Annotated in this window: 26 protein-coding genes; 13 read left to right on the top strand and 13 right to left on the bottom strand. The window is 62.9% G+C overall.

The annotated features are described in order from the left end of the window. Nucleotides 1–8: 8 nt before the first annotated feature. From leuB to QQJ96_RS01315, 8 genes are all read right to left on the bottom strand, one after another. Nucleotides 9–1,100, bottom strand: coding sequence for a 3-isopropylmalate dehydrogenase (gene leuB / locus QQJ96_RS01350; RefSeq protein WP_284330100.1), 1,092 nt, complete (start codon nt 1,098–1,100; stop codon nt 9–11). After that, nucleotides 1,097–1,681: a 3-isopropylmalate dehydratase small subunit gene (leuD, locus tag QQJ96_RS01345; protein ID WP_284330099.1), complete on the bottom strand. Its 585-nt coding sequence runs from the start codon at nt 1,679–1,681 to the stop codon at nt 1,097–1,099. Before leuD ends, leuB begins: the two co-directional genes overlap by 4 nt. Further along, a complete protein-coding gene (leuC, locus tag QQJ96_RS01340; protein ID WP_284330098.1) occupies nt 1,678–3,090 on the bottom strand; it encodes a 3-isopropylmalate dehydratase large subunit in 1,413 nt (470 codons plus the stop codon). The genes leuD and leuC overlap by 4 nt, the downstream gene beginning before the upstream one ends. Next, nucleotides 3,087–4,025 carry a branched-chain amino acid transaminase gene (locus tag QQJ96_RS01335; protein ID WP_284330097.1) on the bottom strand — a complete coding sequence of 313 codons (939 nt, stop codon included), beginning with the start codon at nt 4,023–4,025 and terminating at the stop codon, nt 3,087–3,089. Before QQJ96_RS01335 ends, leuC begins: the two co-directional genes overlap by 4 nt. Continuing rightward, nucleotides 4,022–5,629 carry a 2-isopropylmalate synthase gene (locus QQJ96_RS01330; RefSeq protein WP_284330096.1) on the bottom strand — a complete coding sequence of 536 codons (1,608 nt, stop codon included), beginning with the start codon at nt 5,627–5,629 and terminating at the stop codon, nt 4,022–4,024. Before QQJ96_RS01330 ends, QQJ96_RS01335 begins: the two co-directional genes overlap by 4 nt. Before the next feature lie 110 nt (nt 5,630–5,739). Further along, on the bottom strand, nt 5,740–5,877 hold the full coding sequence (locus tag QQJ96_RS01325) for a hypothetical protein (protein ID WP_284330094.1): 138 nt from the start codon (nt 5,875–5,877) through the stop codon (nt 5,740–5,742). Nucleotides 5,878–6,275: 398 nt separating this feature from the next. Beyond that, nucleotides 6,276–6,875, bottom strand: coding sequence for a GNAT family N-acetyltransferase (locus QQJ96_RS01320; RefSeq protein ID WP_284330093.1), 600 nt, complete (start codon nt 6,873–6,875; stop codon nt 6,276–6,278). Next, the gene (locus tag QQJ96_RS01315; RefSeq protein ID WP_188797791.1) at nt 6,875–7,081 is read right to left on the bottom strand and encodes a YdcH family protein; all 207 of its coding nucleotides are present in this window, start codon (nt 7,079–7,081) and stop codon (nt 6,875–6,877) included. The genes QQJ96_RS01320 and QQJ96_RS01315 overlap by 1 nt, the downstream gene beginning before the upstream one ends. A gap of 109 nt (nt 7,082–7,190) precedes the next feature. Here QQJ96_RS01315 and ttcA point away from each other — a divergent pair, with 109 nt between their 5' ends. The 5 genes from ttcA to treF all read left to right on the top strand — a co-directional run bounded on the left by ttcA (nt 7,191) and on the right by treF (nt 13,149). After that, nucleotides 7,191–8,075: a tRNA 2-thiocytidine(32) synthetase TtcA gene (gene ttcA / locus QQJ96_RS01310; protein ID WP_284330092.1), complete on the top strand. Its 885-nt coding sequence runs from the start codon at nt 7,191–7,193 to the stop codon at nt 8,073–8,075. 59 nt (nt 8,076–8,134) lie between these two features. Further along, nucleotides 8,135–9,334, top strand: a complete 1,200-nt coding sequence (locus tag QQJ96_RS01305) for an amino acid aminotransferase (RefSeq protein ID WP_284330091.1) — start codon at nt 8,135–8,137, stop codon at nt 9,332–9,334. A 151-nt stretch (nt 9,335–9,485) separates the two neighbouring features. Further along, a complete protein-coding gene (locus QQJ96_RS01300) occupies nt 9,486–10,397 on the top strand; it encodes a recombination-associated protein RdgC (protein ID WP_284330090.1) in 912 nt (303 codons plus the stop codon). A 241-nt stretch (nt 10,398–10,638) separates the two neighbouring features. Then, nucleotides 10,639–11,406, top strand: coding sequence for a M48 family metallopeptidase (locus QQJ96_RS01295; RefSeq protein ID WP_284330089.1), 768 nt, complete (start codon nt 10,639–10,641; stop codon nt 11,404–11,406). Between the two features lie 147 nt (nt 11,407–11,553). Beyond that, a complete protein-coding gene (gene treF, locus QQJ96_RS01290) occupies nt 11,554–13,149 on the top strand; it encodes an alpha,alpha-trehalase TreF (RefSeq protein WP_284330088.1) in 1,596 nt (531 codons plus the stop codon). Nucleotides 13,150–13,390: 241 nt separating this feature from the next. On the opposite strand, the gene QQJ96_RS01285 is transcribed toward treF, so the two are convergent. The 4 genes from QQJ96_RS01285 to QQJ96_RS01270 form a co-directional block, all read right to left on the bottom strand. Then, entirely contained in the window at nt 13,391–14,371 is a 981-nt protein-coding gene (locus tag QQJ96_RS01285; protein ID WP_284330087.1) for an alpha/beta fold hydrolase, read from the bottom strand. A gap of 170 nt (nt 14,372–14,541) precedes the next feature. Then, nucleotides 14,542–16,392, bottom strand: coding sequence for a M1 family metallopeptidase (locus tag QQJ96_RS01280; protein WP_284330086.1), 1,851 nt, complete (start codon nt 16,390–16,392; stop codon nt 14,542–14,544). A 181-nt stretch (nt 16,393–16,573) separates the two neighbouring features. Beyond that, complete coding sequence (gene pip, locus QQJ96_RS01275) at nt 16,574–17,524, bottom strand: prolyl aminopeptidase (protein ID WP_284330085.1); 951 nt, start codon at nt 17,522–17,524, stop codon at nt 16,574–16,576. 92 nt (nt 17,525–17,616) lie between these two features. Then, the gene (locus QQJ96_RS01270; protein ID WP_284330084.1) at nt 17,617–18,153 is read right to left on the bottom strand and encodes an Lrp/AsnC family transcriptional regulator; all 537 of its coding nucleotides are present in this window, start codon (nt 18,151–18,153) and stop codon (nt 17,617–17,619) included. Between the two features lie 83 nt (nt 18,154–18,236). On the opposite strand from QQJ96_RS01270, the gene QQJ96_RS01265 reads away from it, so the two are divergent. From QQJ96_RS01265 to QQJ96_RS01250, 4 genes are all read left to right on the top strand, one after another. Beyond that, nucleotides 18,237–19,172 (top strand): DMT family transporter, encoded by a 936-nt coding sequence (locus QQJ96_RS01265; RefSeq protein ID WP_284330083.1) that lies wholly within the window; start codon nt 18,237–18,239, stop codon nt 19,170–19,172. 8 nt (nt 19,173–19,180) lie between these two features. Beyond that, nucleotides 19,181–19,477, top strand: coding sequence for a cupin domain-containing protein (locus QQJ96_RS01260; protein ID WP_284330082.1), 297 nt, complete (start codon nt 19,181–19,183; stop codon nt 19,475–19,477). A 28-nt stretch (nt 19,478–19,505) separates the two neighbouring features. Next, a complete protein-coding gene (locus QQJ96_RS01255; protein ID WP_284330081.1) occupies nt 19,506–20,195 on the top strand; it encodes a glutathione S-transferase family protein in 690 nt (229 codons plus the stop codon). Nucleotides 20,196–20,490: 295 nt separating this feature from the next. Continuing rightward, entirely contained in the window at nt 20,491–20,982 is a 492-nt protein-coding gene (locus QQJ96_RS01250; protein WP_284330080.1) for an acyloxyacyl hydrolase, read from the top strand. On the opposite strand, the gene ubiE is transcribed toward QQJ96_RS01250, so the two are convergent. Continuing rightward, nucleotides 20,983–21,732: a bifunctional demethylmenaquinone methyltransferase/2-methoxy-6-polyprenyl-1,4-benzoquinol methylase UbiE gene (ubiE, locus tag QQJ96_RS01245; RefSeq protein ID WP_284330119.1), complete on the bottom strand. Its 750-nt coding sequence runs from the start codon at nt 21,730–21,732 to the stop codon at nt 20,983–20,985. Nucleotides 21,733–21,857: 125 nt separating this feature from the next. Here ubiE and QQJ96_RS01240 point away from each other — a divergent pair, with 125 nt between their 5' ends. From QQJ96_RS01240 to QQJ96_RS01225, 4 genes are read left to right on the top strand one after another with little or no spacing between them, the layout of a single operon-like run. Continuing rightward, nucleotides 21,858–22,397, top strand: coding sequence for a DsrE family protein (locus QQJ96_RS01240; protein ID WP_284330079.1), 540 nt, complete (start codon nt 21,858–21,860; stop codon nt 22,395–22,397). Nucleotides 22,398–22,412: 15 nt separating this feature from the next. Further along, complete coding sequence (locus tag QQJ96_RS01235) at nt 22,413–23,360, top strand: molybdate ABC transporter substrate-binding protein (RefSeq protein WP_284330078.1); 948 nt, start codon at nt 22,413–22,415, stop codon at nt 23,358–23,360. Further along, nucleotides 23,357–24,019 carry a c-type cytochrome gene (locus QQJ96_RS01230; RefSeq protein WP_284330077.1) on the top strand — a complete coding sequence of 221 codons (663 nt, stop codon included), beginning with the start codon at nt 23,357–23,359 and terminating at the stop codon, nt 24,017–24,019. The genes QQJ96_RS01235 and QQJ96_RS01230 overlap by 4 nt, the downstream gene beginning before the upstream one ends. Then, the gene (locus QQJ96_RS01225; protein WP_284330076.1) at nt 24,016–24,945 is read left to right on the top strand and encodes a c-type cytochrome; all 930 of its coding nucleotides are present in this window, start codon (nt 24,016–24,018) and stop codon (nt 24,943–24,945) included. Before QQJ96_RS01230 ends, QQJ96_RS01225 begins: the two co-directional genes overlap by 4 nt. Nucleotides 24,946–25,272 lie beyond the last annotated feature (327 nt).

Here is a 25,272-nt window from a genome sequence, read left to right as displayed (position 1 = left end):
GTCCTCGCTCAACCGCAAGCACGCAGGCCGCTCAGAAAAGCGGGCGTGGCAACGTCGTCCAAGGCGGCAATGACGGCGTCGCGGATCGCGGCGGTGCCGGCTTTGCCGCCGATATCGCGGCTGTGCGGACCGTTGCTCAGCACATGGCTGACCGCCGCTTCGATGGTGGTGGCTTCCACGTCCAGGTCGAGCGAATGGCGCAGCAACATTGCAGCGGAAAGGATCGCGCCCAGCGGATTGGCGACGCCCTGGCCGGCGATATCCGGTGCCGAGCCGTGGATCGGCTCGTACAAGCCGACCGTGCCTTCACCTAGCGATGCGGACGGCAACAGGCCCAATGAGCCGGCCAGCGCCGCGGCTTCATCGGTGAGAATGTCGCCGAACAGGTTTTCGGTGACGATCACGTCATAGCGCGCCGGTTGCGTCAGCAGCAGCATCGCCATCGAATCGACCAATTGGTGTTCCAGCTTTACATCCGGGTACTCGGTGGCGATGCGCGTCACCGTACTGCGCCACAGGCGCGAGGTTTCCAGCACGTTGGCCTTGTCCACCGAAGTGACATGTTGGCGGCGTTCGCGGGCCAGCGCGAAAGCCCGGCGCGTAACGCGCTCGACTTCCGCTACGGTGTATTTGCATTCGTCGGTGGCGGTATCGGTGGTGCGCGTCTTCGCGCCGAAATACGCACCGCCAGTCAGTTCACGCACGAACAGTACGTCGACGTGCTTCAGTTTTTCGTTCTTCAGCGGCGATAGCGAAGCCAGTGCCGGATGGACCTGCAGTGGACGCAGGTTGGCGTACACGCCCAGCGCGGCGCGAATGGCGAGCAGGCCCTGCTCGGGGCGAACCTTCGCTTGCGGGTCGGACCACTTCGGCCCACCCACGGCGCCCAACAGCACGGCGTCAGCCTTTTTGCAGGCTTCCAGCGTGGCGGCCGGCAAGGGCTCACCGGTGGCGTCGATGGCGCAGCCGCCAATCAGATGGGATTCGAATTCGAAGCTGTGGCCGCTGCGTTCGGCAACGGCTTCAAGTACGGCGACCGCCGCGTCGAGAACTTCCGGACCTACGCCGTCGCCGGGCAGGGTAACGATGCGCGCCTTCATGCCGCCTTCTCCTGATGATGTTCGTATTGAGTGATTGCGTCGTTGTGCTGCAGCAGGAAGCCGAGCTGGTCGACGCCGTTGAGCAGGCAATGCCGTGCGAAGGGTTCGAGCTGGAAGCGGATGCGCCCGCCATCGGGCAGTTCGATCGCCTGCTCGCGCACGTCGATCGAAAGCTCAACGCCGGGATTGCGCAGCAGCCAGCGGTGCTCGGCCTCGTCCAACACAATGGCGAGCAGGCCGTTCTTCAGCGCGTTGCCGCGGAAGATGTCGGCGATCTCGCTGCACAGCACCGCCTGGATGCCGTAATCCAGCAGCGCCCAAGGTGCGTGTTCGCGCGAGGAACCGCAGCCGAAGTTGCGGCCGGCGACCAGGATCGAGCAGCCGCGTGCTTCGGGCTGGTTGAGCGGAAAATCCGGGTTGTCGCTGCCGTCCTGGCGGTAACGCCAGTCGTTGAAGCAGAACTTGCCCAGGCCGGCGCGCTCGGTGGTGGTGAGGAAACGCGCCGGAATGACGCGGTCAGTGTCGATGTTTTCGTCCAACAGCACAGCGGTGCGCGAGTGGATGCGGGTTACCGGCTTCATGCAGCCACCTCCGTCAGGTATTCGCGTGGATCGGCGATCGCACCGGCAATGGCGGACGCGGCGGCGGTTGCCGGGCTGGCCAGCACGGTGCGTGCGCCCTTGCCCTGGCGGCCCTCGAAATTGCGGTTGGACGTGCTCACCACCAGCTGCCCCGGTTGCGCCAGGTCGCCGTTCATCGCGATGCACATCGAGCAGCCCGGGATGCGCCATTCCGCGCCGGCGGCGAGAAACACTTCGTGCAGGCCTTCCTTCTCTGCGTCACGACGCACGGCTTCGGAGCCGGGAACGACCAGTACGCGGACGCCATCAGCGACGCGGCGGCCACGCATTACGCTGGCGGCTTCGCGCAGGTCCGACAGGCGCGAGTTGGTACAGCTGCCGATGAACACCACGTCCACGGCGGTGCCCTGCATGGGCTGGTTCGCCTTGGCCTGCATGTAATCGAGCGCACGCTGTTCCACCGCGTTGCGCGCTGCCGGGACCGGCTGGTCCATCGCTATCGCCATGCCGGGGTGGGTGCCGTAGGTGACGGTGGGGCGGATGCGGCTGGCGTCGATGCGCACTTCGCGGTCGTATTGCGCACCTTCGTCGCTGCGCAGCTCGCGCCAGCGCTGCACGGCCGCGTCCCATGCTGCACCCTGCGGGGCGCGCGGGCGGCCTTTCAGCCAGGCGAAGGTGGTTTCGTCCGCGGCGATCAATCCGGCGCGTGCGCCGGCTTCGATGGACATGTTGCACACCGTCATGCGTTCTTCCATCGACAGCGCTTCGACCGCTTCGCCGCGATACTCAAGCACGTAGCCGGTGCCGCCATCGACGCCGATCTCGCCAATGATGTGCAGGATCAAGTCCTTCGCGCCGACGCCGCGCGGCAATTGGCCATCGACATGGATGGCGAAGGTTTTCGGCTTGCGTTGCAGCAGGCATTGCGTGGCCATCACGTGGCCGACTTCAGTGGTGCCGATGCCGAATGCGAGCGCGCCGAATGCGCCGTGGGTGGAGGTATGGCTGTCGCCGCACACGATGGTCATGCCCGGCTGGGTGGCTCCCAGTTCAGGGCCGATCACGTGCACGATGCCGCGATCGCTGCTGTCCCAGCCGTACAGCTGCACGCCAAATTCGCGGCAATTGGCTTCCAGTTGGGCTACCTGCGCCTTCGCTTCGGCGTTCGCATACGGGCGTTCACCGTTCGCGGCTGGTGGCAAGGTGGGCGTGGAGTGATCCAGCGTCGCCAGCGTGCGATCGGGGCGGCGCAGTTTCAAACCGCGCGAACGCAGTTCACTGAAAGCCTGTGGTGAAGTGACTTCGTGCACCAGATGCAGGTCGACGTACAAAACGGCCGGCGTGTCGGCGCTTTCGGGCGCTACGACGTGAGCATCCCAGATCTTTTCAAATAGTGTGCGGGCGCTCATGCCGCCTCCTTTGCGGTGGTGGTTTCAACGTGGGTCAGCCAGCCGTAACGGTCTTGCGTGCGACCATCGAACAGGCCGAAAAAGGCGTCGCGCAGCGCGCGCGTGATCGGGCCTGGCATGCCCTTGCCGACCTGCTTGCGATCCACTGAACGCACCGGGGTGATCTCGGCGGCGGTGCCGGTCATGAAGATTTCGTCGGCGGTGTACAGGGCTTCGCGCGGCAGGTCGCGTTCTTCCACGACATAACCCATGTCATTGGCCAACGTGATTACCGAGTCGCGCGTGATGCCGGCCAGGATGCCGGCGCTCGAAGGCGGCGTAAGCAGCTTGCCGCGCTTGACCAGGAACAGGTTTTCGCCGGCGCCTTCGCTCAGCAGGCCGTTGTAGCCCAGCGCAATGCCTTCGTCGAAGCCGCCACGGCGCGCTTCCAGGCCGATCAGCTGACTGCTGAGGTAGTTGCCGCCGGCCTTCGCCCAGGTGGGGAAGGTGTTGGGCGCCGCGCGATTCCATGAAGACACGCATACATCCGCGCCGCGCTCGGCGGCTTCGCCAAGATACGCACCCCATTCCAAGGCCAGGATCGCGACGTCGACGGGCGCACCGTCCCTGGGGAGAACGCCGAGCCCGCCGGCGCCGCGAAAAACGATCGGTCGTACGTAGGCTGACGCCATCCGGTTGGCGCGGATCACTTCCAGGCAGGCTTCGTTGATTTCGTCTTCGCTGTAGCCGATGTCGATTTCGTACACGCGTGCCGATTCGAACAGGCGACGCGTGTGCTCGGCCAGGCGGAAATAGGCCGGTCCTTCCGGCGTGGCATACACGCGCTCGCCCTCGAATACGGATGAGCCGTAGTGCAGTGCATGCGTGCTGACGTGAACATTGGCCTCGCCCCAGGGCTTGATGCGGCCGTTATGCCAGAGGAAAGGCGTGCTCATGCGGTGGCTCCTTCGAGTGCGAGTGCATCGGCGCTGCCGTCGCGGACCTGCCGCTCGATGCGATTGACGATGGCGAGCGCGGCATGCGCCGTCGCTTCGATGATGTCGGTACTGACGCTGCTGCCGTGCCAGTCACGCTTGGCATGGCGAGCGACCAGCTGTGCATGGCCTTGCGCGTCGCCGCCTTCGCTGATCGCGCGTACCTGAAAGCGCGTCAGCACCATGTCGGTACCGGTGGCGCGTTCGATCGCGCGCAGCACCGCGTCGACCGGGCCGTCGCCGATGGCGGCTTCGCCCACTTCGTGGCCGTTTTCATGGCGCAGCTTCACGCTGGCCGAGGCGCTGCCGCCCAGGTGTGAACTGGTGTTGAGCTGGGTGAGATGCCAGGGGCCGGTGGCATCCGGATCCTGACCCAAGGCAAGCGCTTCCAGATCCTCGTCGCGAATTTCGCGCTTGCGGTCGGCCAGCGCCTTGAAGCGCTTGAACACGTTCTCCATGGCTTCGTCGTCCAGCTTGTGCCCCAACGTTTCCAGGCGCTGACGCAACGCATGACGGCCCGAATGCTTGCCCAGCACCAGCGTGGTTTCGGCAATGCCGACGTCTTCCGGGCGCATGATTTCGTAGGTGTTGCGATGCTTGAGCATGCCGTGCTGGTGGATGCCCGACTCATGGGCGAAGGCGTTGTCGCCTACCACCGCCTTGTTGCGCTGAACGGTCTGGCCGGTGAGCTGGCTCAGCAGGCGCGAAGTGGGAAACAGCTTGCGCGTGTCGATGTGGGTGTGCAGGCCGAAGCGCGGTGCGCGCACTTTCAGCGCCATCACGATTTCTTCCAGCGCGGCGTTGCCGGCGCGTTCGCCGATGCCGTTGATGGTGCATTCCACCTGGCGCGCGCCGCCACTGACGGCGGCCAGGCTGTTGGCTACGGCCATGCCCAGGTCGTCATGGCAATGGGAGGAAAACACCGCCTTGTGCGCATCGCGTATGTGCTGGCGCAGGTAGGTGAACAGATCGAAGATCTCGGCCGGCGTGGTGTAGCCCACGGTGTCGGGAACGTTGACGGTGGTGGCGCCTGCGGCGATGGCGGCGCTGAAGACTTCGACCAGGAATTCAGGCTCGGTGCGTAGCGCGTCTTCGGCGGAGAATTCGATGTCCGCGCAGTATTTGCGCGCATGCAGGATGGAAGCGACCGCGGTATCCAGCACTTGCTGCTTGCTCATGCCGAGCTTGTGTTCGCGATGCAGCGGGCTGGTGGAAAGAAACAGGTGAATGCGTGATCGGTGAGCGCGCTCCAGTGCGCGTGCCGAGGTGTCGATATCGCCGGTTTGACATCGCGCCAGGGCGCACACGGTGGTGTTGCGCAAACTTCGCGCGATTTCCTCGACGGCGGCAAAATCGTCCGGCGAGGCTTGCGGAAAACCGGCCTCCAGCACGTCCACGCCTAGCGCTTCCAGCGCTTGTGCCATGCACAATTTTGCGCGCCTATCCATGGAAAAGCCGGGGGCCTGTTCGCCGTCGCGAAGGGTCGTGTCGAAGATGCGTACGCGATCTTCGGCGCTGTCCGTACTTTCACCTGAGTCGTTCGGTTGCGCTGTTGCAGAGGTCATGGCCTGGCTCCGTTTCGGTGCAGACGAGGGCGATAAAAAACCCCGCATCCTGGTGGGTGCGGGGTTCTTTGGGGGTCTCGGTTAGTTTTGCTTTACCTTGACACGCGCCCTCAGCCCGCACCTCCGTTGGTAATGAGGAGTACGAGTACAAGGGAAAGAAGAAGGAGGCCGGTGAGCGGCAGCGCGTCGATCAACGTCGGTGGACGGATCGCTGCGATGAATTCGCGCTGGCTGTTGCGTTGCGGCATGTCGTCGACCGTACGGCATGCTGCGCGGACATGTCAACACTTTTTTTATGAGAAATTTTCCGAATTGCCGATTCGCACGCGAATGGATGGCTAAACGTCCATAGCTATCAAGCACTCACGGGCATTTTGGTTACATGCGCAACTTAAGGTTGTTGCATTCGAAACCAAATCATTCCGTGCATTTCATACGTGCGATGCGGTGCGGAGCGTAGGTATTCGAATAAGCGCGATGCGCAGAGCCGCAAGAACAGTGCTTAATTCCGCACAATTCATGAAGCCGCGTAGGCTGGGATGACAATCCCGGCATCGGGATCTTTGCGTGCATGGTGATGCTGGGATTGCCATCCCAGCCTACGCGGCGCTTCGGTGGGTTGGGGGCGAACCCCAGGATGCGATCTTCAGCTGTGCGGGCTTAGCCGCGCGAGGCGCATGTCCAGCCAACGCTGGACGTCCGGCCACTCGTTGGCAAGGATGGAATAGCAAACCGTATCGCGCAGCGTGCCGTCCGGGCGGCGCTTATGATTCCGCAGCACGCCATCCTTGCGCGCGCCCAGGCGCTCGATCGCCCGTTGCGAATCCAGATTGCGATGGTCGGTATGGAATTCCACCGCCACACAGTCGAGCGCCTCGAAGGCGTGTTTCAGCAACAAGCGTTTGCAGGCGGTGTTGAGGTGGCTCTTCTGCCAGCGCTTCGCATACCAGGTGTAGCCGATTGCGAGGCGCGGCAGCTCCGGTACGAAGTCGTAATAGCGCGTGGTGCCGACGATCTCGCCGCTGGTCTTCTCGCGCACGGCGAAGGGCAGCATGGCGTTGGCTGCCACGCCGGCGAGTGCCTTCTCGATATAAGCCTGAGCCTGGCCCGGCGCCGGGGCGCTGGTGAACCACAGGTTCCACAGCTGGCCGTCCGCGGCGGCGGCCTCAAGCTCGCTCGCGTGCTGCAGGCCGAGGGGTTCGAGCAGGACGTGATCGTCCTGGAGCGTCGTCGGGGTGAGCGGCATCAGGCGTCCAGGTCCGGGATCAGTTTGCTTTCCAGCCTCGCGATGGCGTCCTTGAGCAACAGCTTGCGCTTCTTCATGCGGGTGATCTGCAGCTCGTCACAGCCGATCGAGTTGGACATCTGCTGGATCGCCACGTCCAGGTCGCGGTGTTCCTGGCGCAATTCGGCCAGTAGATGGGCGATCTGGGCGGGGTCCTGGGCCTGCATGGTGGCGTAGCACGGGGTGGTGGCGGGGAGACCATCATTGTAACCCGCCCCGGACATGGCGGCGGGGCAGGTACAATACGCGTCTGCCCGTCGCATCCCCTTGTCGCCCATGTCCGCCCATCCCGAGGCCTCTTCGCCCGATCTCGCCCGCAAGCGCGCCTACGAGGCCGCCAAGCTGGCCAAACGCCTGCGCCACCAGGTCGGCCAGGCGATCGCCGACTTCAACATGATCGAGGATGGCGACAAGGTGATGGTGTGCCTGTCCGGCGGCAAGGACTCCTACACCTTGCTCGACGTCCTGCTGTCTCTGCAGGCCAAGGCACCGGTGCGCTTCGAACTGATCGCGGTGAACCTGGACCAGAAGCAGCCCGGGTTTCCCGAGTATGTGCTGCCGCAGTACCTGAGCGAGCGTGGCGTGCCGTTCCACATCATCGAGCAGGACACCTATAGCACGGTCACCCGGGTGATCCCCGAGGGCAAGACGATGTGCAGCCTGTGCTCGCGCCTGCGCCGTGGCGCGCTGTACGCCTGGGCGGCGGAGAACGGCGTCACCAAGATCGCGTTGGGCCACCACCGCGACGACATCCTCGCCACGTTCTTCCTCAATCTGTTCCATCAGGCCAACCTGAAAGCGATGCCGCCCAAGCTGCGCTCGGACGACGGCCGCCACGTCGTAATCCGTCCGTTGGCCTATTGCAAGGAAAGCGACATCGCCGACTACGCCGAGCACAAGCAGTTTCCGATCATTCCCTGTAATCTCTGCGGTTCGCAGGAGAATTTGCAGCGCAAGGCGGTCGGCCGCATGTTGCAGGAATGGGAGCGCCAGTACCCTGGGCGCAGCGAAACCATATTTCGCGCGCTGGGCAATGTGGCGCCCTCGCAATTGGCGGATCGCAAGCTGTTCGATTTCGCGACGCTAGGCTCACGCGAAGGCGCCAAACGCGCCGACGCGCACGGCTGGCTGGCTGGAGGCGAAAGCGAGCACGACACCTAAGTTTCAGGCGGACGTCTGGACGTCCATATTTTTTCTCCCTTTTTGCATCGAGTAGAACCGTGTCCCATTTCGCATCCGTTGAAATGACCCCAGGCGATCCGATCCTGGGCCTCACCGAAGCCTTTGTGGCCGATTCGCGTCCCGGCAAGGTCAACCTGGGCGTGGGCATCTATTACGACGAAAGTGGCCGTATTCCGGTGCTGCGCGCGGTGCGCGAGGTGGAGCAGGCGCTGGCGAAAGAATCGCTGCCGCGTGGCTATCTGCCGATCGACGGGCTGCCGGCCTACACCCAGGCCACGCAAAAACTGGTGTTCGGACCCGACTCGCCGCTGCTGGCGGCTGGCCGCGTGGCCACCTCGCAGACCGTCGGCGGCAGTGGCGCACTGCGCGTAGGCGCGGAGCTGCTGAAAAAGGCGCTGCCCAACGCCAAGGTGGCGATCAGCAGCCCGAGCTGGGAAAACCATCGTGTGGTGTTCAACGCGGCTGGTTTCGAAGTGGTCGATTACGCCTACTACGACGCGGCCACCAATGGCCTGGATTTCGCCGGCATGCTGGCGGATCTGGGCAAGCTGGAGCCGGGCACGGTGGTGCTGCTGCACGCTTGCTGCCACAACCCCACCGGCGTGGACCTGTCGGTCGAGCAATGGAAGCAGGTCGTTGCACTGGTGAAGGATCGCCAGCTGCTGCCCTTCATCGACATGGCCTACCAGGGTTTCGACAAGGGCATCGACCAGGACGCCGCCGCCGTGCGCCTGTTTGCCGAATCGGGCATCGATTCGTTCGTGGTGGCGAACTCGTATTCCAAGTCGTTCTCGCTGTATGGGGAGCGCGTGGGCGCGCTGTCGGTTGTGGGCGCCACTCGCGAGGAAGCGTTGCGCGTGCAGTCGCTGGTCAAGCGCATCATCCGCTCGATCTATTCCAGTCCTTCTACGCACGGCGGTGCTCTGGTGGCCGGCGTGCTCAACAGCGGCGAATTGCGTGCGTTGTGGGAACAGGAACTCACCGAAATGCGCGAACGCATTCACTCGATGCGTGCCGGCATGGTAGAGAAGCTCGCCGCGCACGGTGCGCCACAGTTCGGCTTCATCCAGCAGCAGGCCGGCATGTTTTCGTACTCGGGCCTGAGCAAGACGCAGGTAGATCGCTTGCGCGAAGAGCATGCGATCTATGCGATCGGCACCGGGCGCATTTGCGTGGCGGCGCTGAACCGCAACAATCTGGATACCGTCGTGACCGCAGTGGCTGCTGTCATTCGCTAAGTTTCATCACGCCGATGACCGCTCCCTCCCCTACGCGCAGTAGGGGAGGGTTGGGGTGGGGTGTAGACCCTCACGCTTACGGCAAGCTCCAGCAACCCCCTCCCAACCTCCCCCTGCAAGCAGGGGGAGGGGGTATCTATCGGACCCAAGCATGTTTTTTCGCAACCTTACGTTGTTTCGCTTTTCCCCCGCCGTTGCCGAAGACCTGACACGCCTCGATGAAGCGCTGGGCGATCATCGCCTGCGCCCTTGCGGTCCGCTGGAAATGGGAACGCGCGGTTTCGTGCCGCCGGTCGGTCGTGGCGACGACGCGCCGATGACGCACGTAGTAAACGCGTGCACGCTGATCACCGTCGGCAGCGAGGAAAAGCTGCTGCCTTCGGCGGTGGTCAACGATGAGCTGCAGCGCAAGGTGCAGAAGATCGCCGAAGAAGAAGGGCGCAAGGTCGGTGGGCGCGAACGCAAGCGCCTCAAGGAAGACCTGCTCACGGAACTGCTTCCGCGCGCCTTCGTGCGCAGCTCGCGCATGTCCGCTTACGTTGATCGCAAGCACGGCTGGCTGGTGCTCGATACCGCGAGCCGCAAGAACGCGGAGAACGCGCTCACGCAGGTGCGCGAAGCACTCGGCAGCTTCCCCGCCGTGCCGCTCGCGCCCGAAGAGGGTCCGCGTGTCTTGATGACGGATTGGCTGGCCGGTGGCAACCTGCCAGGCGGCCTCGCGCTGGGCGACGAATGCGAACTGCGCGATCCGGCCACCGCCACCGGCGCGATCGCACGCTGCCGCCGCCAGGATCTGGATGCGGAGGAGGTGAAGGAGCACCTGCGCAACGGCAAGCAGGTGTTCCAGCTCGGCCTGGTGTTCGACGATCGCATCAGTTTCGTGCTCGGCGAAGACCTGGTGCTGCGCAAGCTGAAATTCCTCGATGCGGTGCTCGATGAAATGGGCGACAGCCAGCAGGATGCCGCGGCCGAAATGGATGCCCGCTTTGCCCTGCTCACGCTGGAGCTGGAGCGGCTGCTGGGCAAACTGGAGGAGTGGTTCGGCTTGCCGCGGCCGGAGTAGCCAAGCTCCCGCCCCGGTCTTTTTGGGGAGGCGGCCGGCCTACGGACAGCCCCTCGCCAGCCCGCGCTCCTGCCAGGGAGCGGGCAAACACCGTCCCAGCCGCTCTGAGACGCGCATCAGACCGGGCTTCCCGCAAAAGGGGCAAAAAAGCCCTTGCGCGAAGCCTCGGCACCCCACATCCTGCCTTTGCCCAGACCCCCCCTCCCCTTCGGTCTGGGGGCAGTATGGGAAGGCTTAGATCATGGCGTATCTCGACGGCGACTGGCTGGAGCTGGCGACCCCCAGCGGCAACACTATCCGTGTGCTCAAAGCTTCGCATCCACGGGCGCGAAGACTGCGCCTGACGGTGTCGACGAAGGGTGCACGCGTCACCTATCCCCAAGGAACGCATCCTTCGCAGGTTAACGCTTTCCTGCGCCACAACGCCGACTGGCTGGAGAAGAAGCTCGGCGAACTCAACCTGGTGATCGAGCCGCTGCCACCGCTGCGCGTGGGCTCCCCGATTGAATTCCCCTTGCGCGGCGAGGCCATCACGCTGGACTGGGCCGAAGGCGCGTATCCGCGTGTCGTGGCCTATGAAGGCGGCCTCACGCTGGAAATTCCCCGTCCGCATAGCCGCGCCTTGCCGGTCGCGCGCGGCCTGCTTGCATCGTATTTCGAAACCCAGATCCGTCGCGACGTCTCGCGCTGGCTCGCCGGCTATGTACCGCAACTGGGTCTTGCGCCAACCGCGTTGCGTATTCGCCCGATGAAGAGTTTGTGGGGCAGCCTGGATACGCGCGATCGCATCAATCTGGATCTCGCGCTGGCCCTCGCGCCGCCGGCAGCGTTGCGCTACGTGCTGGCGCACGAGTTGTGTCATCTGAAAGTACGCAACCACTCGCCACGTTTCTGGGCGCACGTGGAGGCGATCTTTCCCGATTGGCGCGAACAGCGTGATTGGCTGCGCCAGAACGGCGCCTTGCTGAAAGCCGAGCTGGATCGCCTGATCGCCGACGTCGCCGACTGAGAAGCGCCATGCGCCACTTCTTCTGCAGCAGGGAAGAACGCGGCTCGGACAGCTTCACCCGCATTGCACGGCCATCTTCGTAGCGTTTGGGCATTGATCGCATCGCACGCTTTTTCATGGCAAACGCGATGCCGATGCGAAAACGTGATGAATGAGAAGACACTTGCCAGCCTACGCGCCAGACCCGCAGGCGTGGCGCCAGCCGATACGTTGACTCCCGCGGATCGCTACCGGGAATTGTTCGTCGACGTGCAGATGAATCGCGTGTTCGCCGACAGCAAGACTTTCGTCGACTGTGCGCCGCTAGGCGAGCCTGAAGGCATCCTGGCTTTGTACCGGGAGCAACGGGGCAGGCCGAAATTCGACCTGGCCACGTTCGTGCAGGAGCACTTCGAGGTGCCGGTGGTGCACGCCAATCACTACGTATCCGTCGCAGGACAGCCGCTGTGCGATCACATCGACGGCCTGTGGGACGTACTGAGCCGCCACCCGAACCTGCATCCTCCCAGGTCATCGCTGTTGCCCTTGCCCAACTGCTACGTGGTGCCGGGCGGGCGTTTCACCGAGCTGTACTACTGGGATTCGTATTTCACCATGCTTGGTCTGGCGGAGAGCGGACGCTGCGATCTGCTCAACTGCATGGCCAGCAACTTCGCGTACCTGATCGACACCTATGGGCATATTCCCAACGGCAATCGCACCTATTACCTGAGCCGCTCGCAGCCGCCGGTGTTTGCCTTGATGGTGGAGTTGTTCGAAGCCCGTGGGGTGGACAAGGCGGTCGTCTGGCTGCCGCAGCTGCGCAAGGAATACGACTATTGGATGGAGGGCGCCGTAGAGTTGCGGCCCGGTGATGCGCATCGCCATTGCGTGCGGCTGGACGACGGCAGCCTGCTCAACCGGTATTGGGACGATCGCGATACGCCGCGCGAGGAATCGCACCTGGAAGATGTCACTACCGCGCTGCGCAGCACTCGGCCTCGCGCCGAGGTCTATCGCGACTTGCGCGCGGGCGCCGCCTCGGGTTGGGATTTCAGCTCGCGCTGGTGCGACGACGGCAAGCTCCAAACCATCCGTACCACCGCCATCCTGCCGGTCGATTTGAATGCTTTCCTGTATCAGCTGGAGCGGCAGATTGCCGTGCTGAGCCAAGCCGATGGACAGCACCGGCAAGCGGATGTTTTCAGGATGCGCGCAGGCAGTCGGCGTGAAGCGGTCAATCGATGGCTATGGAACGATGCGATCGGCAGCTTTCTCGACTACGACTGGCAGCGCCATACGCCGCGCGATGCGCTCAACGCGGCAACCAGTGCACCACTGTACGTCGGCTTCGCCAGCAAGGAGCAGGCGATACGGGTTGCGGCGGCCCTGCGTTCGCGTCTGATGGAGGAAGGCGGCCTGGGCGCCACGGAGATGGAAACCGGCGAACAATGGGATAAGCCCAACGGCTGGGCACCGCTGCAGTGGCTGGCTATTCACGGCTTGCGCCGCTACGGGCTAAATGAGCTGGCCGAGGAGATTGCGCATCGCTGGCTGCACACCGTGGGCGGCTTGTATGAGCGCGAAAGCAAGCTGGTCGAGAAATACGTGCTGGCGATGCCGCCGGGCGAGGCAGTCGGCGGCGGTGGCGGCGAGTACCCCCTGCAGGATGGTTTCGGCTGGACCAATGGCGTCATGCGCCGCTTGCTGCATGAAAGGCCGCAGCATCCCGTGAATGATGCGTGTGCCGGTTCTGCTGCCTAGCCCTGATATCACCCTGAATGCGCGTAGGCTGGGATGCTAATCCCAGCTTTCTTTCATGGCATCCGGATGCTGGGATCGCCATCCCAGCCTACGCACTACACTGTAATGACGGGTCTCAATGACGCGCCCTTGCTCAGCGCGTAGGCTGGGATGCTAATCCCAGCTTTCTTTCGTGGCATCCGGATGCTGGGATTGTCATCCCAGCCTACGTGAATGATAGGTCTCGGTGACGCGTTCTTGCTCAGTGCTGCAGCAGGAAGCTGGTCAATGCATGCGCAAACGCTTCAGGCTTCTCCATCTGCGGCATGTGATTGCAGCCGTTCAAGATGGTGGTGCTGATCGATGGGGCGTGCGCAAGGCCGCTGCGCAGGCTTTCAAGCGCCGAAATATCGATGATCTTGTCGTCATGGCACCACATGCCGAGCACCGGCATGGTCAGCTTGTCCAGGCGAGTCTGCAGGGATAGCACTTGTGAGTTTTCGCGCAGCTCATTGAAGGTGTTGTCGATGAAGGCGCGGTTCTTGACGTTGTCCTCAACGAACACGTCGATGAAGCGTCCAGGAATATTGGGCACGTGCTCGAAGGCCCAGGCATTGGCACGCGCGAAGCCGGCCCGGTCGTCGTAGACGAACGGATCCTTGCCGCTCATCGCCTCCTTGGCGAAGGCGTTTTCGTTGAATTTCAGGCCGAACGAATCAACCAGCGCCAATTGCCCGACATCCTGCGGATGCTCGGCGGCATACACGCCGGCAATAGCGCCGCCCATCGAATGCCCCACGATCAGCGCGTGCTGCAGATGCATCGTCTGGACGAAATCGTTCAGGCGATCGGCCTGGTTGTCGATGTTGTAGCTGGCGCCGGGATTGCGCGAAGACTCGCCCCAGCCGGGCAGATCGGGAATCACCACGCGGAAATGCGCGGTCAGCATCGGCGCAACCTTCAGCCACACTTCCTTGCGCGCCGCGAAGCCGTGCAACAGCACGATGGTCGGGCCTTGGCCGCCTTCGTAGTACACCCAGCGCGTATCGCCGGCTTGCACGCTACGCTTTTCCAGCTGCGCGTTCATCGCTTCGCGCCAGCTGTTGGCCTGCATCAGCCACTGTGGCTTGAACAGATAGCTGCCGCCGAGCACGACGATGGCGAGCACCACGATGCTGCCCAGGAACTTGAGGCGGCGGAGCAGCAGGCGCTGCCACAGGGGACGGTTGTTGGGGGTATTCATGGGATTCATGTCCAGGCAGTGCTGAGGATGTAGCTCCCTCCCCTGCTGGGCAGGGGAGGGTTGGGGTGGGGTTGCAAGAGCTTGCCGTAGCGTTTGAGTTCGCCGCGAGCTTGCTTCACCTCACCCCGGCCCTCCGCTACTACCTGTAGAGGAGGGGTCGGGATTGTGCGTCAGCGCTTCCCAGCCTTCGCAAACAATGCTTCCACCGCCTGCTGCGTCAGCGGGTGATAGCCGCTCTTCGCCTTCGCATACACTTGCTTGGCAAACGTCAGTCCATCCTGCGTCTTGCTCAGCGCACGGTACACCGGCAGGGTGAGATACAGGCGGCCGATACGCGTCATATGTTCCGCAGCGGCCTTCCATGTGGCCTTGTCGCCGGCAGCGATCGCGTGTACGTACCAGCGCATGCCGATTTCCGCATTGGGCGTGCCGGTAAGCTGCCAGGCTGAGTCGAGTTGCTGCATCTTGGCCAGCGCCGGCACATCCGGCAGGCCATCCAGGAAGTACATCCACTCCTGCGTATTCCAGCCTTTCGCGTCGAGCTTGTCTGCGCCCAGCGTACCGGCGAGGAAGGCGCTGCGCTCCTTGTCGATGCTGTCGAAACTGGGCGAGTCGGGAATCGGCGCGTTCTTCGGAATGCCGGTGTCGTACACCCATTGCTTCACTTCGTCCCAGCTCATCTTGCCAGGGTATTTGTCGATCAGGTTGGGTTTGAGATAGTCGAGCATCTGCTCGGTGGTGATGCTCTGGAAGGCGAAGTGATCGAAATAGCCCTTCAGGTAATTGTCGAACGCCTCACGCCCAAAGCGCTGCTCCAGCGTGCGCAGGAACCACGAGCCCTTGCTGTAGGGAAGGTCGGTGAGCGTGTCGTCCGCATCCACCTTGCCGGGCACCGGTGCAAGCCGCTGCGAATTGTCCGGCAGCTCGCCGATGTCTTTCTGCAGCGAGTGGATCGACAGCAGCGTTTCCTCGTCGGCCTGACGCTTGCCGTACACCGCTTCGGTGATCCGGCCCTGCACGTAGGTGGTAACACCTTCGTTGAGCCAGATGTCGCGCCATGACGCAGCAGTTACCAGGTTGCCCGACCACGAGTGCGCCAGTTCATGCGCGACCAGCGATACCAGGCTCTTGTCGCCGACTAGTACTGTCGGCGTGGCGAAGGTCATGTTCGGATTTTCCATGCCGCCGTAGGGAAAGCTCGGCGGCAGCACCAGCAGGTCGTAGCGTCCCCAGCGATAGGGGCCGTACAACTGCTCGGTGGTCTGGATCATTTTCTCGGTGTCTTCGAACTCGTGCGCAGCCTTGCCGACTACCGAAGGCTCAGCGTACACCGCCGAGCGGGGGCCGGTTTCCTTCACTGCGAGATCGCCCGCTGCAATCGCCAGCAGATAGGAAGGAATCGGATGCGTCTGCTCGAACCTGAAATCGCCGTTCAAGCTGTGCGCCGGATCGTTCGGGGCACTCATCGCCACACGCGCATCCTTCGGCGCGGTGACTTCGGCGTTGTAGGTGAAGCGAATCGCCGGCGAATCCTGCAGCGGCACCCAGGAGCGCGCATGGATGGATTCCGATTGCGAGAACATGAAAGGCTGCTTCTTGTCCGCGGTTTGCGCGGGTGGCAGCCATTGCAGGCCGCTGGCGCCGGGTGAGGTGACGTAAACGATGCGCACCGCGCGCGGATGTTGTGGGGCCTGGATGGTCAGCTTGCTGCCAAGCTGCCGGTCACGGGGCGCCAAGGCATATTTGAGCGGCGAAGTCTTGCCGTCGGCGTCGACAGCTGCCACCCCGCTGATGGTCAGGTCGCGCGTATCGAGCACCAGCGACGGCGCCTTGGGGTCTTTCCAGTCCAGCGTCAAGGTGGCTTGGCCGTCCAGCTTGTGCTGCGGGAAGTCGACCTTGAGTTTCAGGTCCAGATGGGTGACGCGCACCTCGTCCGGCTGGGCATAGGAGTAGGGATCGTTGGCGTGGGCGGCCACCGGCAGGACCAGTGCGCCAAGGGCCAGGGTACGAAGCGGGGACATCGTGCGGCTTCCATGAGGAATCGGGAGCGGCGAGTATGCCATCGCCGCCCCTTGCTTGGCCCATGGCGGAGGTTGGTTAGGGCAGTTCCCCGGCGCTGTGCGAGTCTTTCCGGGCGTTTTCGGACGCGGGATAGTCGAATGTCCAAAGCCATTGCCGCCGGATATCCGTGGCTTGCTTCCTTCAGCAGTAACGATCGGCCAATTGGTCCGTTGCCTGCACCAGCACATCGACAATCGCCGGTTCGGTTGCCGCGTGTCCGGCCACTACCACGTGAAAATCCGCGTCGGGCCAGACGGCGGCAAGATCGAAAGCATTTTTCACCGGGCAGATGATGTCGTAGCGGCCATGCACGATGGTGGCGGGAATATGGCGCAGTTTCGCCACGTCGCGCAGCAACTGGCCCGGTTCGAGAAAACCGTGGTTGCGGAAATAGTGCGCTTCGATGCGTGCAAGGCTGAGCGCGACTTCCGGCGCTGCAAAACTCGCCTCGGTTTCCGGACTTTCCTCCAGCGTAATGCCTCCACCTTCCCAAGCACCCCAGGCTTTGGCGGCTTCGAGTCGTACGGTCTGGTCATCGCTGGTCAGCCGCTTCCAATACGCTTCCAGCATATGACCGCGTTCTTCGGGCGGTATCGCCGCCGCGTAGCGCTGCCACTTTTCCGGCAGGATCCACGAAGCGCCGCCTTCTTCGTAATACCAGCGGACTTCCTCGGGATGGCACAGGAAAATGCCGCGCAATACCAGGCCAAGTACGCGCTCGGGATGCGTTTGCGCGTAAGCGAGCGCCAAGGTAGAACCCCAGGAGCCGCCGAACACCACCCAGCGCTCGATACCCATCTGCTCGCGGATGGTTTCCATGTCCGAGACCAGGTGCCAGGTGCTGTTGTCGGTGAGATCGGCGAATGGCGTGGAGCGCCCCGCGCCGCGCTGGTCGAACAGCACGATGCGATAGCGTTGCGGATCGAAAAAGCGCCGGTGGTAAGGCGACAGGCCTGCGCCGGGGCCGCCGTGCAGAAATATCACCGGCAAGCCCTGCGGGTTGCCGCACTCCTCGATGTAAAGCGTGTGCCGATCGTCTACCGCGATGTGATGAGTGCGGTAGGGTTCGATCTCCGGATACATCGTGCGCATGGGTAGAGTGTCCTTGGAAGCATGTAGGCTGGGATGACAATCCCGGCATCAGCAAGCCGCGTGGAACGCCGGGATCGTCACGCCAGATACGCTCAGTCTGCCGAAAGCGAGCGCGCCGTATCCCACATGGCTCGCGTGACCGGGCGGTTCGCATGAGGTGTCTGCAGGACAATCAGCGTAGTGGTGCTGATACTTGAGTGTATCTTCAACAGGCGATCGAGCACCGATTCAAGATGCGTGATCGACATGGCCACCACGCGCAGCAGCGCGGAATCCTCGCCGGCAAGGCGGCGGCAATCGAGCACTTCCGGAATATCGGTGACGAGCTTGCCCATGCGTGCGCAGGTGCCGCCATCGCAGCGTATGCGCACCATCGCTTCGATGCCGAAGCCTAGGCGCTTGGGTTCGACCACCGCGCGGTAGCCGGAGATGACGCCGGCCTCTTCCATGCGCTTGACTCGCTCGGCTACGGCCGGAGCGGAAAGCCGCACCTTGCGGCCCAGCTCGGCGTAGCCTATGCGTGCATCGTGCTGTAGGGCTTCTAGCAGTTGCCAATCCTTGGTGTCCCACTCGGGTTTCGATTCGTAGGTCATGGGCTGGAATTGATAGTTCGATCGATGGCGAAACATGGGGGCTGACTTCAGATGCATTATTCATCAGCCACCGCTCCAAGACTAGGATTTTCACTATTGCCCATGTCGGGATCGACCCTATGACCAGTACCGAACGCCTCGATGGGCGTGCGCTCATCTACATTGCCATTGCGTTGCTCACCTGGTCGTCTGCCTATGCGGCGATCGCGTATGCGCTGGCTTCGTTCACGCCGGGCGAAGTGGCGCTGGCACGGCTTTCGATCGGTTCGCTGTGCTTCGTGGCCTTGCTATGGCTGCGGCGCGCGGCGCTGCCTCGGCGCAGCGATTGGCTGCAGCTCGCGGTGCTCGGCGTATTTGGCCTTACCGCTTATCACCTGTGCCTCAACTATGCGGAAACGCGCATCGCCAGCGGTACCGCGGCGATCCTGATTTCGCTGGTGCCGGCGGTAACCGCCGCGTTGTCGGCGTTCTGGATCGGCGAGCGCATCAGCGCGCGCAGCGTGATGGGCTTGGGCGTGGCGCTGTTTGGTGTGGTGCTGGTGGTGCTCACCAGTGGCAAGGAGGTGCGCTTCCAGCCGATGGCCGCCCTGGTGCTGATCAGCGTGCTCGCTTCGGCGGTGTTCTTCGTGGGCCAAAAGCCGCTGTTCGCGCGCAACGACATGATCGGCGTGACCACCTTCGGTTTTCTGGCCGGCACGCTGGGCGCGGTGCCGTTCGGTCTGGGGCTGCCGCATGCGCTGGCGGCGGCGCCTTGGTCACATATCGCCGCATTGGTGTGGCTGGGCATCGCCCCGACGTTCGTTGGCTATCTCACCTGGAACGCGGCGCTGAAGCGGGCGCCAGCGTCGCAGGTCACCAGCTTCATCTACTTTTCGCCGCCGATCGCCGTGCTGATCGGCTGGGTCTGGCTGGGCGAAAAGCCGGGGATGCTGACGCTACTGGGTGGTGCGATCACCGTCGCTGGCGTGGCCTTGGCGAACGCACGCCGTCGCGCAGCTGTTGCACCTGCGCAGGCTTCATCCACCGCCATCGATCCATCCTGCAAGCAGGCCTGACCCAAATCATGAGCCTTATCCGGTTAGCCGAATCCGCCTGCCAGTTGCCGAACGCATGGTCGTCCAAGCTTGTCGCCCGATTCGGCAGCGGCAACCTCAAGCTGGTACGCATGGACGCCGGCGCCTATCCGGAAGAGTGCCATGATTACGCCGAAGGATTGTTGGTGTTGGACGGCGAGATGGTGCTGCATGTCGCCGGGCAGGTTTTGCGCGTGAACGCAGGCGAGATCTACGTTGTGCCGCCGGGTGTTGCCCATAGCGTCGGCGAAGGCAGTTACGGCAGTTTGCTGATCCTGGATAGCTGAGATCTGCGCAACCCATGCGAGGAGGTTTATGTACACGCTTTACATTGCCAACAAGAATTATTCCTCCTGGTCGCTGCGGCCGTGGGTGCTGCTGACCGAGCTGGGCATTCCCTTCGAAGAAAAGCTTGCGCCGTTCCTGGGCGGAACTTCTTCGAGCTGGAGCGCCTTTCGCGAGTTTTCGCCCACCGGAAAGGTACCTTGCCTGCACAACGGCGATACGGTGGTATGGGATTCGCTGTCGATCGCCGAATATGTCGCGGAAAGTCATCCGCAGGTTTGGCCTTCTGACGCACGCGCGAGGGCCTGGGCACGCAGTGCCGCGGCGGAAATGCATTCGGGCTTGCAGGAGCTGCGCTCGCGTTGCCCGATGAATTGCGGCATCCGATTGCAACTGAACGAGATAGGGCCGAATCTGTCGCGCGATATTGCCCGCGTGCAGGAACTGTGGAACGAAGGCTTGCAGCGCTTCGGCGGGCCCTTTCTCGCCGGCAATGCTTTTACGGCTGTTGACGCTTTCTATGCGCCGGTAGCGTTTCGTATCCAGAGCTATCGGCTACCCGTCGACGACTTTGCCGGTGCTTATGTGCAGCACCTGCTGGCTTTGCCTTCGATGCGTCGCTGGTATGAGGCCGCGCTCAAGGAAACCTGGCGTGACTCCGATCACGAGCAGGAGACGCTGAGTCAAGGCGTTTTGCTGCAGGATCTGCGCGCGGCTTGAGGTTTGCCGCTACCGCAAGCTTGCCTTGATTGCGAATTTACGCGGGCGCTGGTCATTGCCAGCACCCGCGTTGTGGGCGGCATGGCGAAATCTTCGCTTTTCCAGAACGAGTGAATAAGTAGGGTGGCGGCCATCCTGTTCAGGCTTTCGCGTGTGCATGCGCAGGCCGGCCAAGCAACCATCCGAGCGGGTGGGGCAGGGGCCACTTGGTGGGCGGACAGGCGTAATACGCAGGTGTCCCATGGCATTGATGCCCGCTTACCGTCGTCTTGCGGCTGCGATGATATTGACTCTCATGGCTGCTCCAGCCATGGCCGATGGTCCGCGTCTTTCCCTGGAGGGCGGTGAAAGTTTCCTGGGCGGCTATTTCACCTGGAGCGATGGCACGCCGGCCGTGTTTGCCGAGGCAGTGTTCGATGCGCATGCGGTGGATGGCAGCAGCTTTACCTGGGCACCCGACATCACCGCGGGCTGGATCGATGGTCGCGACAACATCAGCCGCTTTCGGTATACCCGCTATACCACCCGCGATCACGTCTGGATGCTTGCCGGTGGCGTGCGTCTTCAATACGGCGCGCCGGATGCGTGGTGCCGCCGCTTGTTCTTCAGCTTCCAGCCGACGCTGCATACCGGCCGCACGCAGGGGCTCAGCACCAGCTACGAGTTCACCAGCACGCTGGGATGGCAGGGCGAACATTGGATGCTCGGCTTGCGCCACAGCTCCAATGGATTTCTGCACATGCCCAACCGCGGAGAAAACATGCTGCTGGTGGGCGTTAGCTTTTGATCAAAACTTGTAGCCGCGATGGATCGCTACGATTCCGTTGCTGAGGTTGCGCACCTCGACGCGCCCGAAGCCCGCGTTTTCCATCATGCCCTTGAGCGTTTCCTGGTCCGGGTGCTTGCGGATCGACTCGGCCAGATACTGGTAGCTGTCCGCGTCGCCGGCGAACAGTCGGCCCAGCCTGGGCAGCACCTGGAAGGAATGGAAATCGTAAAGCTTGCCGAACAGTTCGCTGCGCACCTTGGAAAATTCCAGCACCAGGGCGCGGCCGCCGGGCTTGAGCACGCGGCAGATATCGGCCAGCGCCTTGTCTTTGTCGGTCACGTTGCGCAGGCCGAAGGCCATGGTCACCGCATCGAAGCTATGGTCCGGGAAGGGCAGTGCCTCGGCGTTCGACTGCACCCAGCGCAACCCCGACACCAGGCCGCGATCGGTAAGGCGGTCGCGGCCCACGTTAAGCATGGCTGCATTGATGTCACCCACGATGACATCACCCTTGTCGCCCACCACCGGCTTGAGCAGCGCGGCGATGTCGCCGGTGCCGCCCGCCAGGTCCAGCACGCGGTCGCCCGGCCGGATGCCACTGATGCTGACAAAGTAGCGCTTCCACACGCGGTGGATGCCGAGCGACATCAGGTCGTTCATCAGGTCATAGTTGCGGGCGACCGAGGTGAACACCTCGCCGACCAGCTTTTGCTTATCCGCGACCGGCACGTCACGAAAGCCGAAATGGGTAGTGGACTGCTCGCTCATGCGCGCATGGTACAGGATGCGCCAGGCGAATAAATCGACCTTATATGTCATATAGACAACATGAAGTGGCCTGATCGCGGCGGCCGGCGTAGCCTTGCCGTCCATCTCCACGGCGGAAAGTGACCATGAAGTCTTCGCTCGCGCTGTTTTGCATCACGGGTTTGCTGGGCTGCGCCACCGCTGCCGCACAAGGCACGGCGGCACAGGTGATTACCGCGGCCGGGAACTACCACCCCTTACCCAAGGCGGCCTATCAGCCCAACCCTGCCAATACCTACAAAGTGGTGTTCGGGTTGACCAAGGGCAGCGACAAGCCGAGCGAGGTCAATCCGGCCCTGGAGAGGGTGGCGCGTACCGTCAACCTCTATGCTGCCGCGGGTGTGCCCTTGGACCATCTGAAGTTCGTGGCGGTGGCATACGGCCCGGCTACTCCGCTGGTGTTGGACGATGAGCACTACAAGGCGCAGTTCGGCGTGGCCAACCCCAATCTCCCGGTGATCGCGCAATTGCGCAAGGCGGGCATTGACGTGGCCGTTTGCGGCCAGGCGATGGCCGAGCACCATTTCGCCAATGAATGGGCATCCAAGGACGTGACGCTCAGCTTGTCCGCATTGACCACCATCACCGAACTGGAGCAGCAGGGCTACGCCCTGATGCCGCTGTAAACTTAGGAGCCGATCATGTCGCCTACATGGAAGCATTGCCGGCAGGTGTTGCTGGCAGGCTGGTTGTTTGCCGCCGGCAGTGCGGTGCAGGCCACGCAGGCGGACTACCTGCCGCCGTGGAATCCGCCGCCCACCGGCGGGGTTTCGTTCGCGGTGCCGCCGTTCGATGCGATCGCCGACTTGCATGGTGACATCGTCGACCCGCAGCTCACGGTGTTCTTCGCCGGCAACCAGTTCATGGTGGTGCACGATCTGGTGGAGGCGTTCAAGCAGCGCTATCCCCAGTACCAGCGTGTGTTCGTGGAAACTTTGCCGCCAGGCATCCTCGCCAAGCAAATCGAAAGCGGCTCGCTGGTCGTGGGCAATCTGCGCATCGCACTGAAACCGGACGTCTTCACCAACGGCAAGGGCTCGATCGCCGAACTGCAAAAACAGCACGCCTGGTTTGCGGCAACCACCGACTACGCGCGCAATCCGCTGGCGATCATGGTGGCAAAAGGCAACCCCAAGCATATCGAAGGCCTTGAGGACCTTGGCCGCGCCGACGTGCGGGTGAGCATGCCCAATCCGCAGTGGGAGGGCATCGCCAAGCAGATCGAAGCCAGCTATCGCAAGGCCGGCGGCGATGCCCTGGATCGCCGCATCATGCAAGACAAAGTGAAGGACGGCAGCACTTATCTCACGCGCATCCATCATCGCGAATCGCCGCTACGCGTTTTGCGGGGCGAATCGGATGCGGCGCCGGTATGGTCGACCGAGGCGTATTTCCAGCAGCAGATCCTGCGCCGTCCGGTGGAAACGATCGCGATACCTGCGGGCCAGAACGTCACGGCCACTTACACCGCCGCACGCATGAAGGATGCGCCGCATGCCCAGGCCGCCAAGGATTTCCTGGCGTTCATGGCTTCCACCGAGGCGCAGGCGATCTACCACAAATATGGCTTCCAGCCCGCGCAGCCATGAAGCTGTTTGCTATCGCCTTGTTTGTGTGTTGCACGTTGATCGCAAGTAGCGCATCTGCCGATACCCCCGATGGTGCAAGCATCGTGCAGCGGGGTAACGGTCATGGCGTAGCGCCGTGCATGGCTTGCCACGCTGCCGACGGTGGTGGACAAGCGGCAGCCGGCTTTCCGCGTCTGGCGGGACTGCCGCAGGCGTATTTGCGCAAGCAGCTGGATGATTTCGCCAATGGATCGCGCACGAATGCCACCATGCAGCCTGTGGCAGGCGGATTGAGTGAAGCGGAGCGTGATGCGGTAGCGGCGTATTACAGCAAGTTGCCAATACCGCCAGGCGCACCGGCATCGGCCTCGTCTGCTGCTTCCGTGCAACTTGCGCAAACGCTGGCCACTCGCGGGCGCTGGCCGAAAGGTGTTCCGGCATGCGAGCAATGCCATGGACCAGCAGGCATCGGCGTAGGCGATCACTTTCCGCCGCTGGCTGGACAGCCGGCACTCTATCTGGGCAATCAACTGCACGCATGGCAGCAGGCGGCGCGACGGAACGATCCGCTGCAATTGATGCAAAGCATCGCCAGCAAGTTGAATGATGCGGACATCGCGGCGATCAGTGCATGGTATGCAGCGCAACCTGCCACGTTGGCAAAGGAGCAGCAGCCATGAAGTCGCCGCAATGGATACTGTTGACGGCCGTGCTTGCACTTACGGCTTGTCATCGTACGGAGCCGCAGGCCGCTTTGCCTGCGCCACATGCACCCGCTACCTCAGCATCGGCGCCGAAAGTGGCTGCCCGTTTCGAGCCGCCGGCGGAATCCTCGATGCCCAACGACGATTTCGGCAAGCAGATCGAGTTGGGACGACTGATCTTCAGCGATACCGGCCGCTACGCCAAGGCTTATGTCGGCAACGCATTGACCTGCGAAAACTGCCACCTGGATGCAGGCCGCCTTGCCCACAGTGCGCCGATGTGGGGCGCCTATCCGATGTACCCGGCGTATCGCGCCAAGAACCACCGGGTGAATACCTTTGCCGAACGCCTGCAGGGCTGCTTTCAGTACAGCATGAACGGCAAGGCTCCGCCGCTGGGTGACGACGTGCTGGTCGCGCTGGAAGCGTATGCGTACTGGATGTCCAAAGGCGAACCCATCGGTGTGGCGCCGCCCGGACATGGCTACGCGAAATTGCCCAAGCCGACGCAAGCTCCCGATTACGCGCGCGGTGAAGCTGTATTCAAACGCGATTGTGCGCTCTGCCACAGCGACAACGGCCAAGGCCAGCAAGTAGCAGGCCGTACCGTCTTTCCGCCGCTATGGGGAGCGCAGTCCTTCAATTGGGGCGCCGGCATGGAGCGGCTCGACAATGCCGCAGGCTTCATCAAGGCCAACATGCCGCTGGGGCGCGGCAATACGCTCACCGACCAGGATGCGTGGGACGTGGCGTATTTCATGGATGCGCACGAGCGGCCGCAGGATCCGCGTTTCAAGAACTCGGTTGCGGAGACGCGCAAGGCTTATCACGACACGCCCTATTCGCTGTACGGCGTCGCGGTGAATGGCAAGGTGCTGGGCGAAGGCAGCGGCCATCTCTGAGTGTCAGGAAACGTTATCGCAAATTCATGCGAAATGATGGGGCTACACGCCGTTTGCTGTGCCCATCGACATGTGCTGTCGAGCACGAAATAACGTAGCATTGCTCGCGAATCAGGGGCTGGCCAACGTGCAGCGTTGTGCCGCGTAAGGGAAAAGCAGCGCACTACCATCATTGCACGTATCTGGTCAGACACCGTCGCGTCCATGGCGGTGATGAAGGATGCTTCTTGAGCGGATGGCTTCTGGAAGAAGGACAGACGACGGCATGTCTCTGTCTCCATGTCATTGCAGGGAGTCGATGGACCGATGTCAGTTCAACCGTCAAGC

Source organism: Dyella flagellata (genome assembly GCF_030160275.1).
Lineage (GTDB): Bacteria > Pseudomonadota > Gammaproteobacteria > Xanthomonadales > Rhodanobacteraceae > Dyella_B > Dyella_B flagellata.
This window is presented reverse-complemented; position numbering and strand designations above follow the sequence as displayed.

Bases quoted from the DNA above. Each gene is read 5' to 3' on its own strand.
- QQJ96_RS01240 (WP_284330079.1), top strand. From the start codon at position 21,858: ATGAAGTCTTCGCTCGCGCTGTTTTGCATCACGGGTTTGCTGGGCTGC.
- QQJ96_RS01250 (WP_284330080.1), top strand. From the start codon at position 20,491: ATGGCTGCTCCAGCCATGGCCGATGGTCCGCGTCTTTCCCTGGAGGGC.
- QQJ96_RS01295 (WP_284330089.1), top strand. From the start codon at position 10,639: ATGGCGTATCTCGACGGCGACTGGCTGGAGCTGGCGACCCCCAGCGGC.
- QQJ96_RS01265 (WP_284330083.1), top strand. From the start codon at position 18,237: ATGACCAGTACCGAACGCCTCGATGGGCGTGCGCTCATCTACATTGCC.
- treF (WP_284330088.1), top strand. From the start codon at position 11,554: ATGAATGAGAAGACACTTGCCAGCCTACGCGCCAGACCCGCAGGCGTG.
- pip (WP_284330085.1), bottom strand. From the start codon at position 17,524: ATGCGCACGATGTATCCGGAGATCGAACCCTACCGCACTCATCACATC.
- QQJ96_RS01325 (WP_284330094.1), bottom strand. From the start codon at position 5,877: ATGCCGCAACGCAACAGCCAGCGCGAATTCATCGCAGCGATCCGTCCA.
- QQJ96_RS01335 (WP_284330097.1), bottom strand. From the start codon at position 4,025: ATGAGCACGCCTTTCCTCTGGCATAACGGCCGCATCAAGCCCTGGGGC.
- leuD (WP_284330099.1), bottom strand. From the start codon at position 1,681: ATGAAGCCGGTAACCCGCATCCACTCGCGCACCGCTGTGCTGTTGGAC.
- QQJ96_RS01230 (WP_284330077.1), top strand. From the start codon at position 23,357: ATGAAGCTGTTTGCTATCGCCTTGTTTGTGTGTTGCACGTTGATCGCA.
- QQJ96_RS01270 (WP_284330084.1), bottom strand. From the start codon at position 18,153: ATGTTTCGCCATCGATCGAACTATCAATTCCAGCCCATGACCTACGAA.
- ubiE (WP_284330119.1), bottom strand. From the start codon at position 21,732: ATGAGCGAGCAGTCCACTACCCATTTCGGCTTTCGTGACGTGCCGGTC.
- QQJ96_RS01315 (WP_188797791.1), bottom strand. From the start codon at position 7,081: ATGCAGGCCCAGGACCCCGCCCAGATCGCCCATCTACTGGCCGAATTG.
- QQJ96_RS01280 (WP_284330086.1), bottom strand. From the start codon at position 16,392: ATGTCCCCGCTTCGTACCCTGGCCCTTGGCGCACTGGTCCTGCCGGTG.
- QQJ96_RS01225 (WP_284330076.1), top strand. From the start codon at position 24,016: ATGAAGTCGCCGCAATGGATACTGTTGACGGCCGTGCTTGCACTTACG.
- QQJ96_RS01320 (WP_284330093.1), bottom strand. From the start codon at position 6,875: ATGCCGCTCACCCCGACGACGCTCCAGGACGATCACGTCCTGCTCGAA.
- QQJ96_RS01255 (WP_284330081.1), top strand. From the start codon at position 19,506: ATGTACACGCTTTACATTGCCAACAAGAATTATTCCTCCTGGTCGCTG.
- leuB (WP_284330100.1), bottom strand. From the start codon at position 1,100: ATGAAGGCGCGCATCGTTACCCTGCCCGGCGACGGCGTAGGTCCGGAA.
- leuC (WP_284330098.1), bottom strand. From the start codon at position 3,090: ATGAGCGCCCGCACACTATTTGAAAAGATCTGGGATGCTCACGTCGTA.
- ttcA (WP_284330092.1), top strand. From the start codon at position 7,191: ATGTCCGCCCATCCCGAGGCCTCTTCGCCCGATCTCGCCCGCAAGCGC.
- QQJ96_RS01285 (WP_284330087.1), bottom strand. From the start codon at position 14,371: ATGAATACCCCCAACAACCGTCCCCTGTGGCAGCGCCTGCTGCTCCGC.
- QQJ96_RS01260 (WP_284330082.1), top strand. From the start codon at position 19,181: ATGAGCCTTATCCGGTTAGCCGAATCCGCCTGCCAGTTGCCGAACGCA.
- QQJ96_RS01330 (WP_284330096.1), bottom strand. From the start codon at position 5,629: ATGACCTCTGCAACAGCGCAACCGAACGACTCAGGTGAAAGTACGGAC.
- QQJ96_RS01300 (WP_284330090.1), top strand. From the start codon at position 9,486: ATGTTTTTTCGCAACCTTACGTTGTTTCGCTTTTCCCCCGCCGTTGCC.
- QQJ96_RS01235 (WP_284330078.1), top strand. From the start codon at position 22,413: ATGTCGCCTACATGGAAGCATTGCCGGCAGGTGTTGCTGGCAGGCTGG.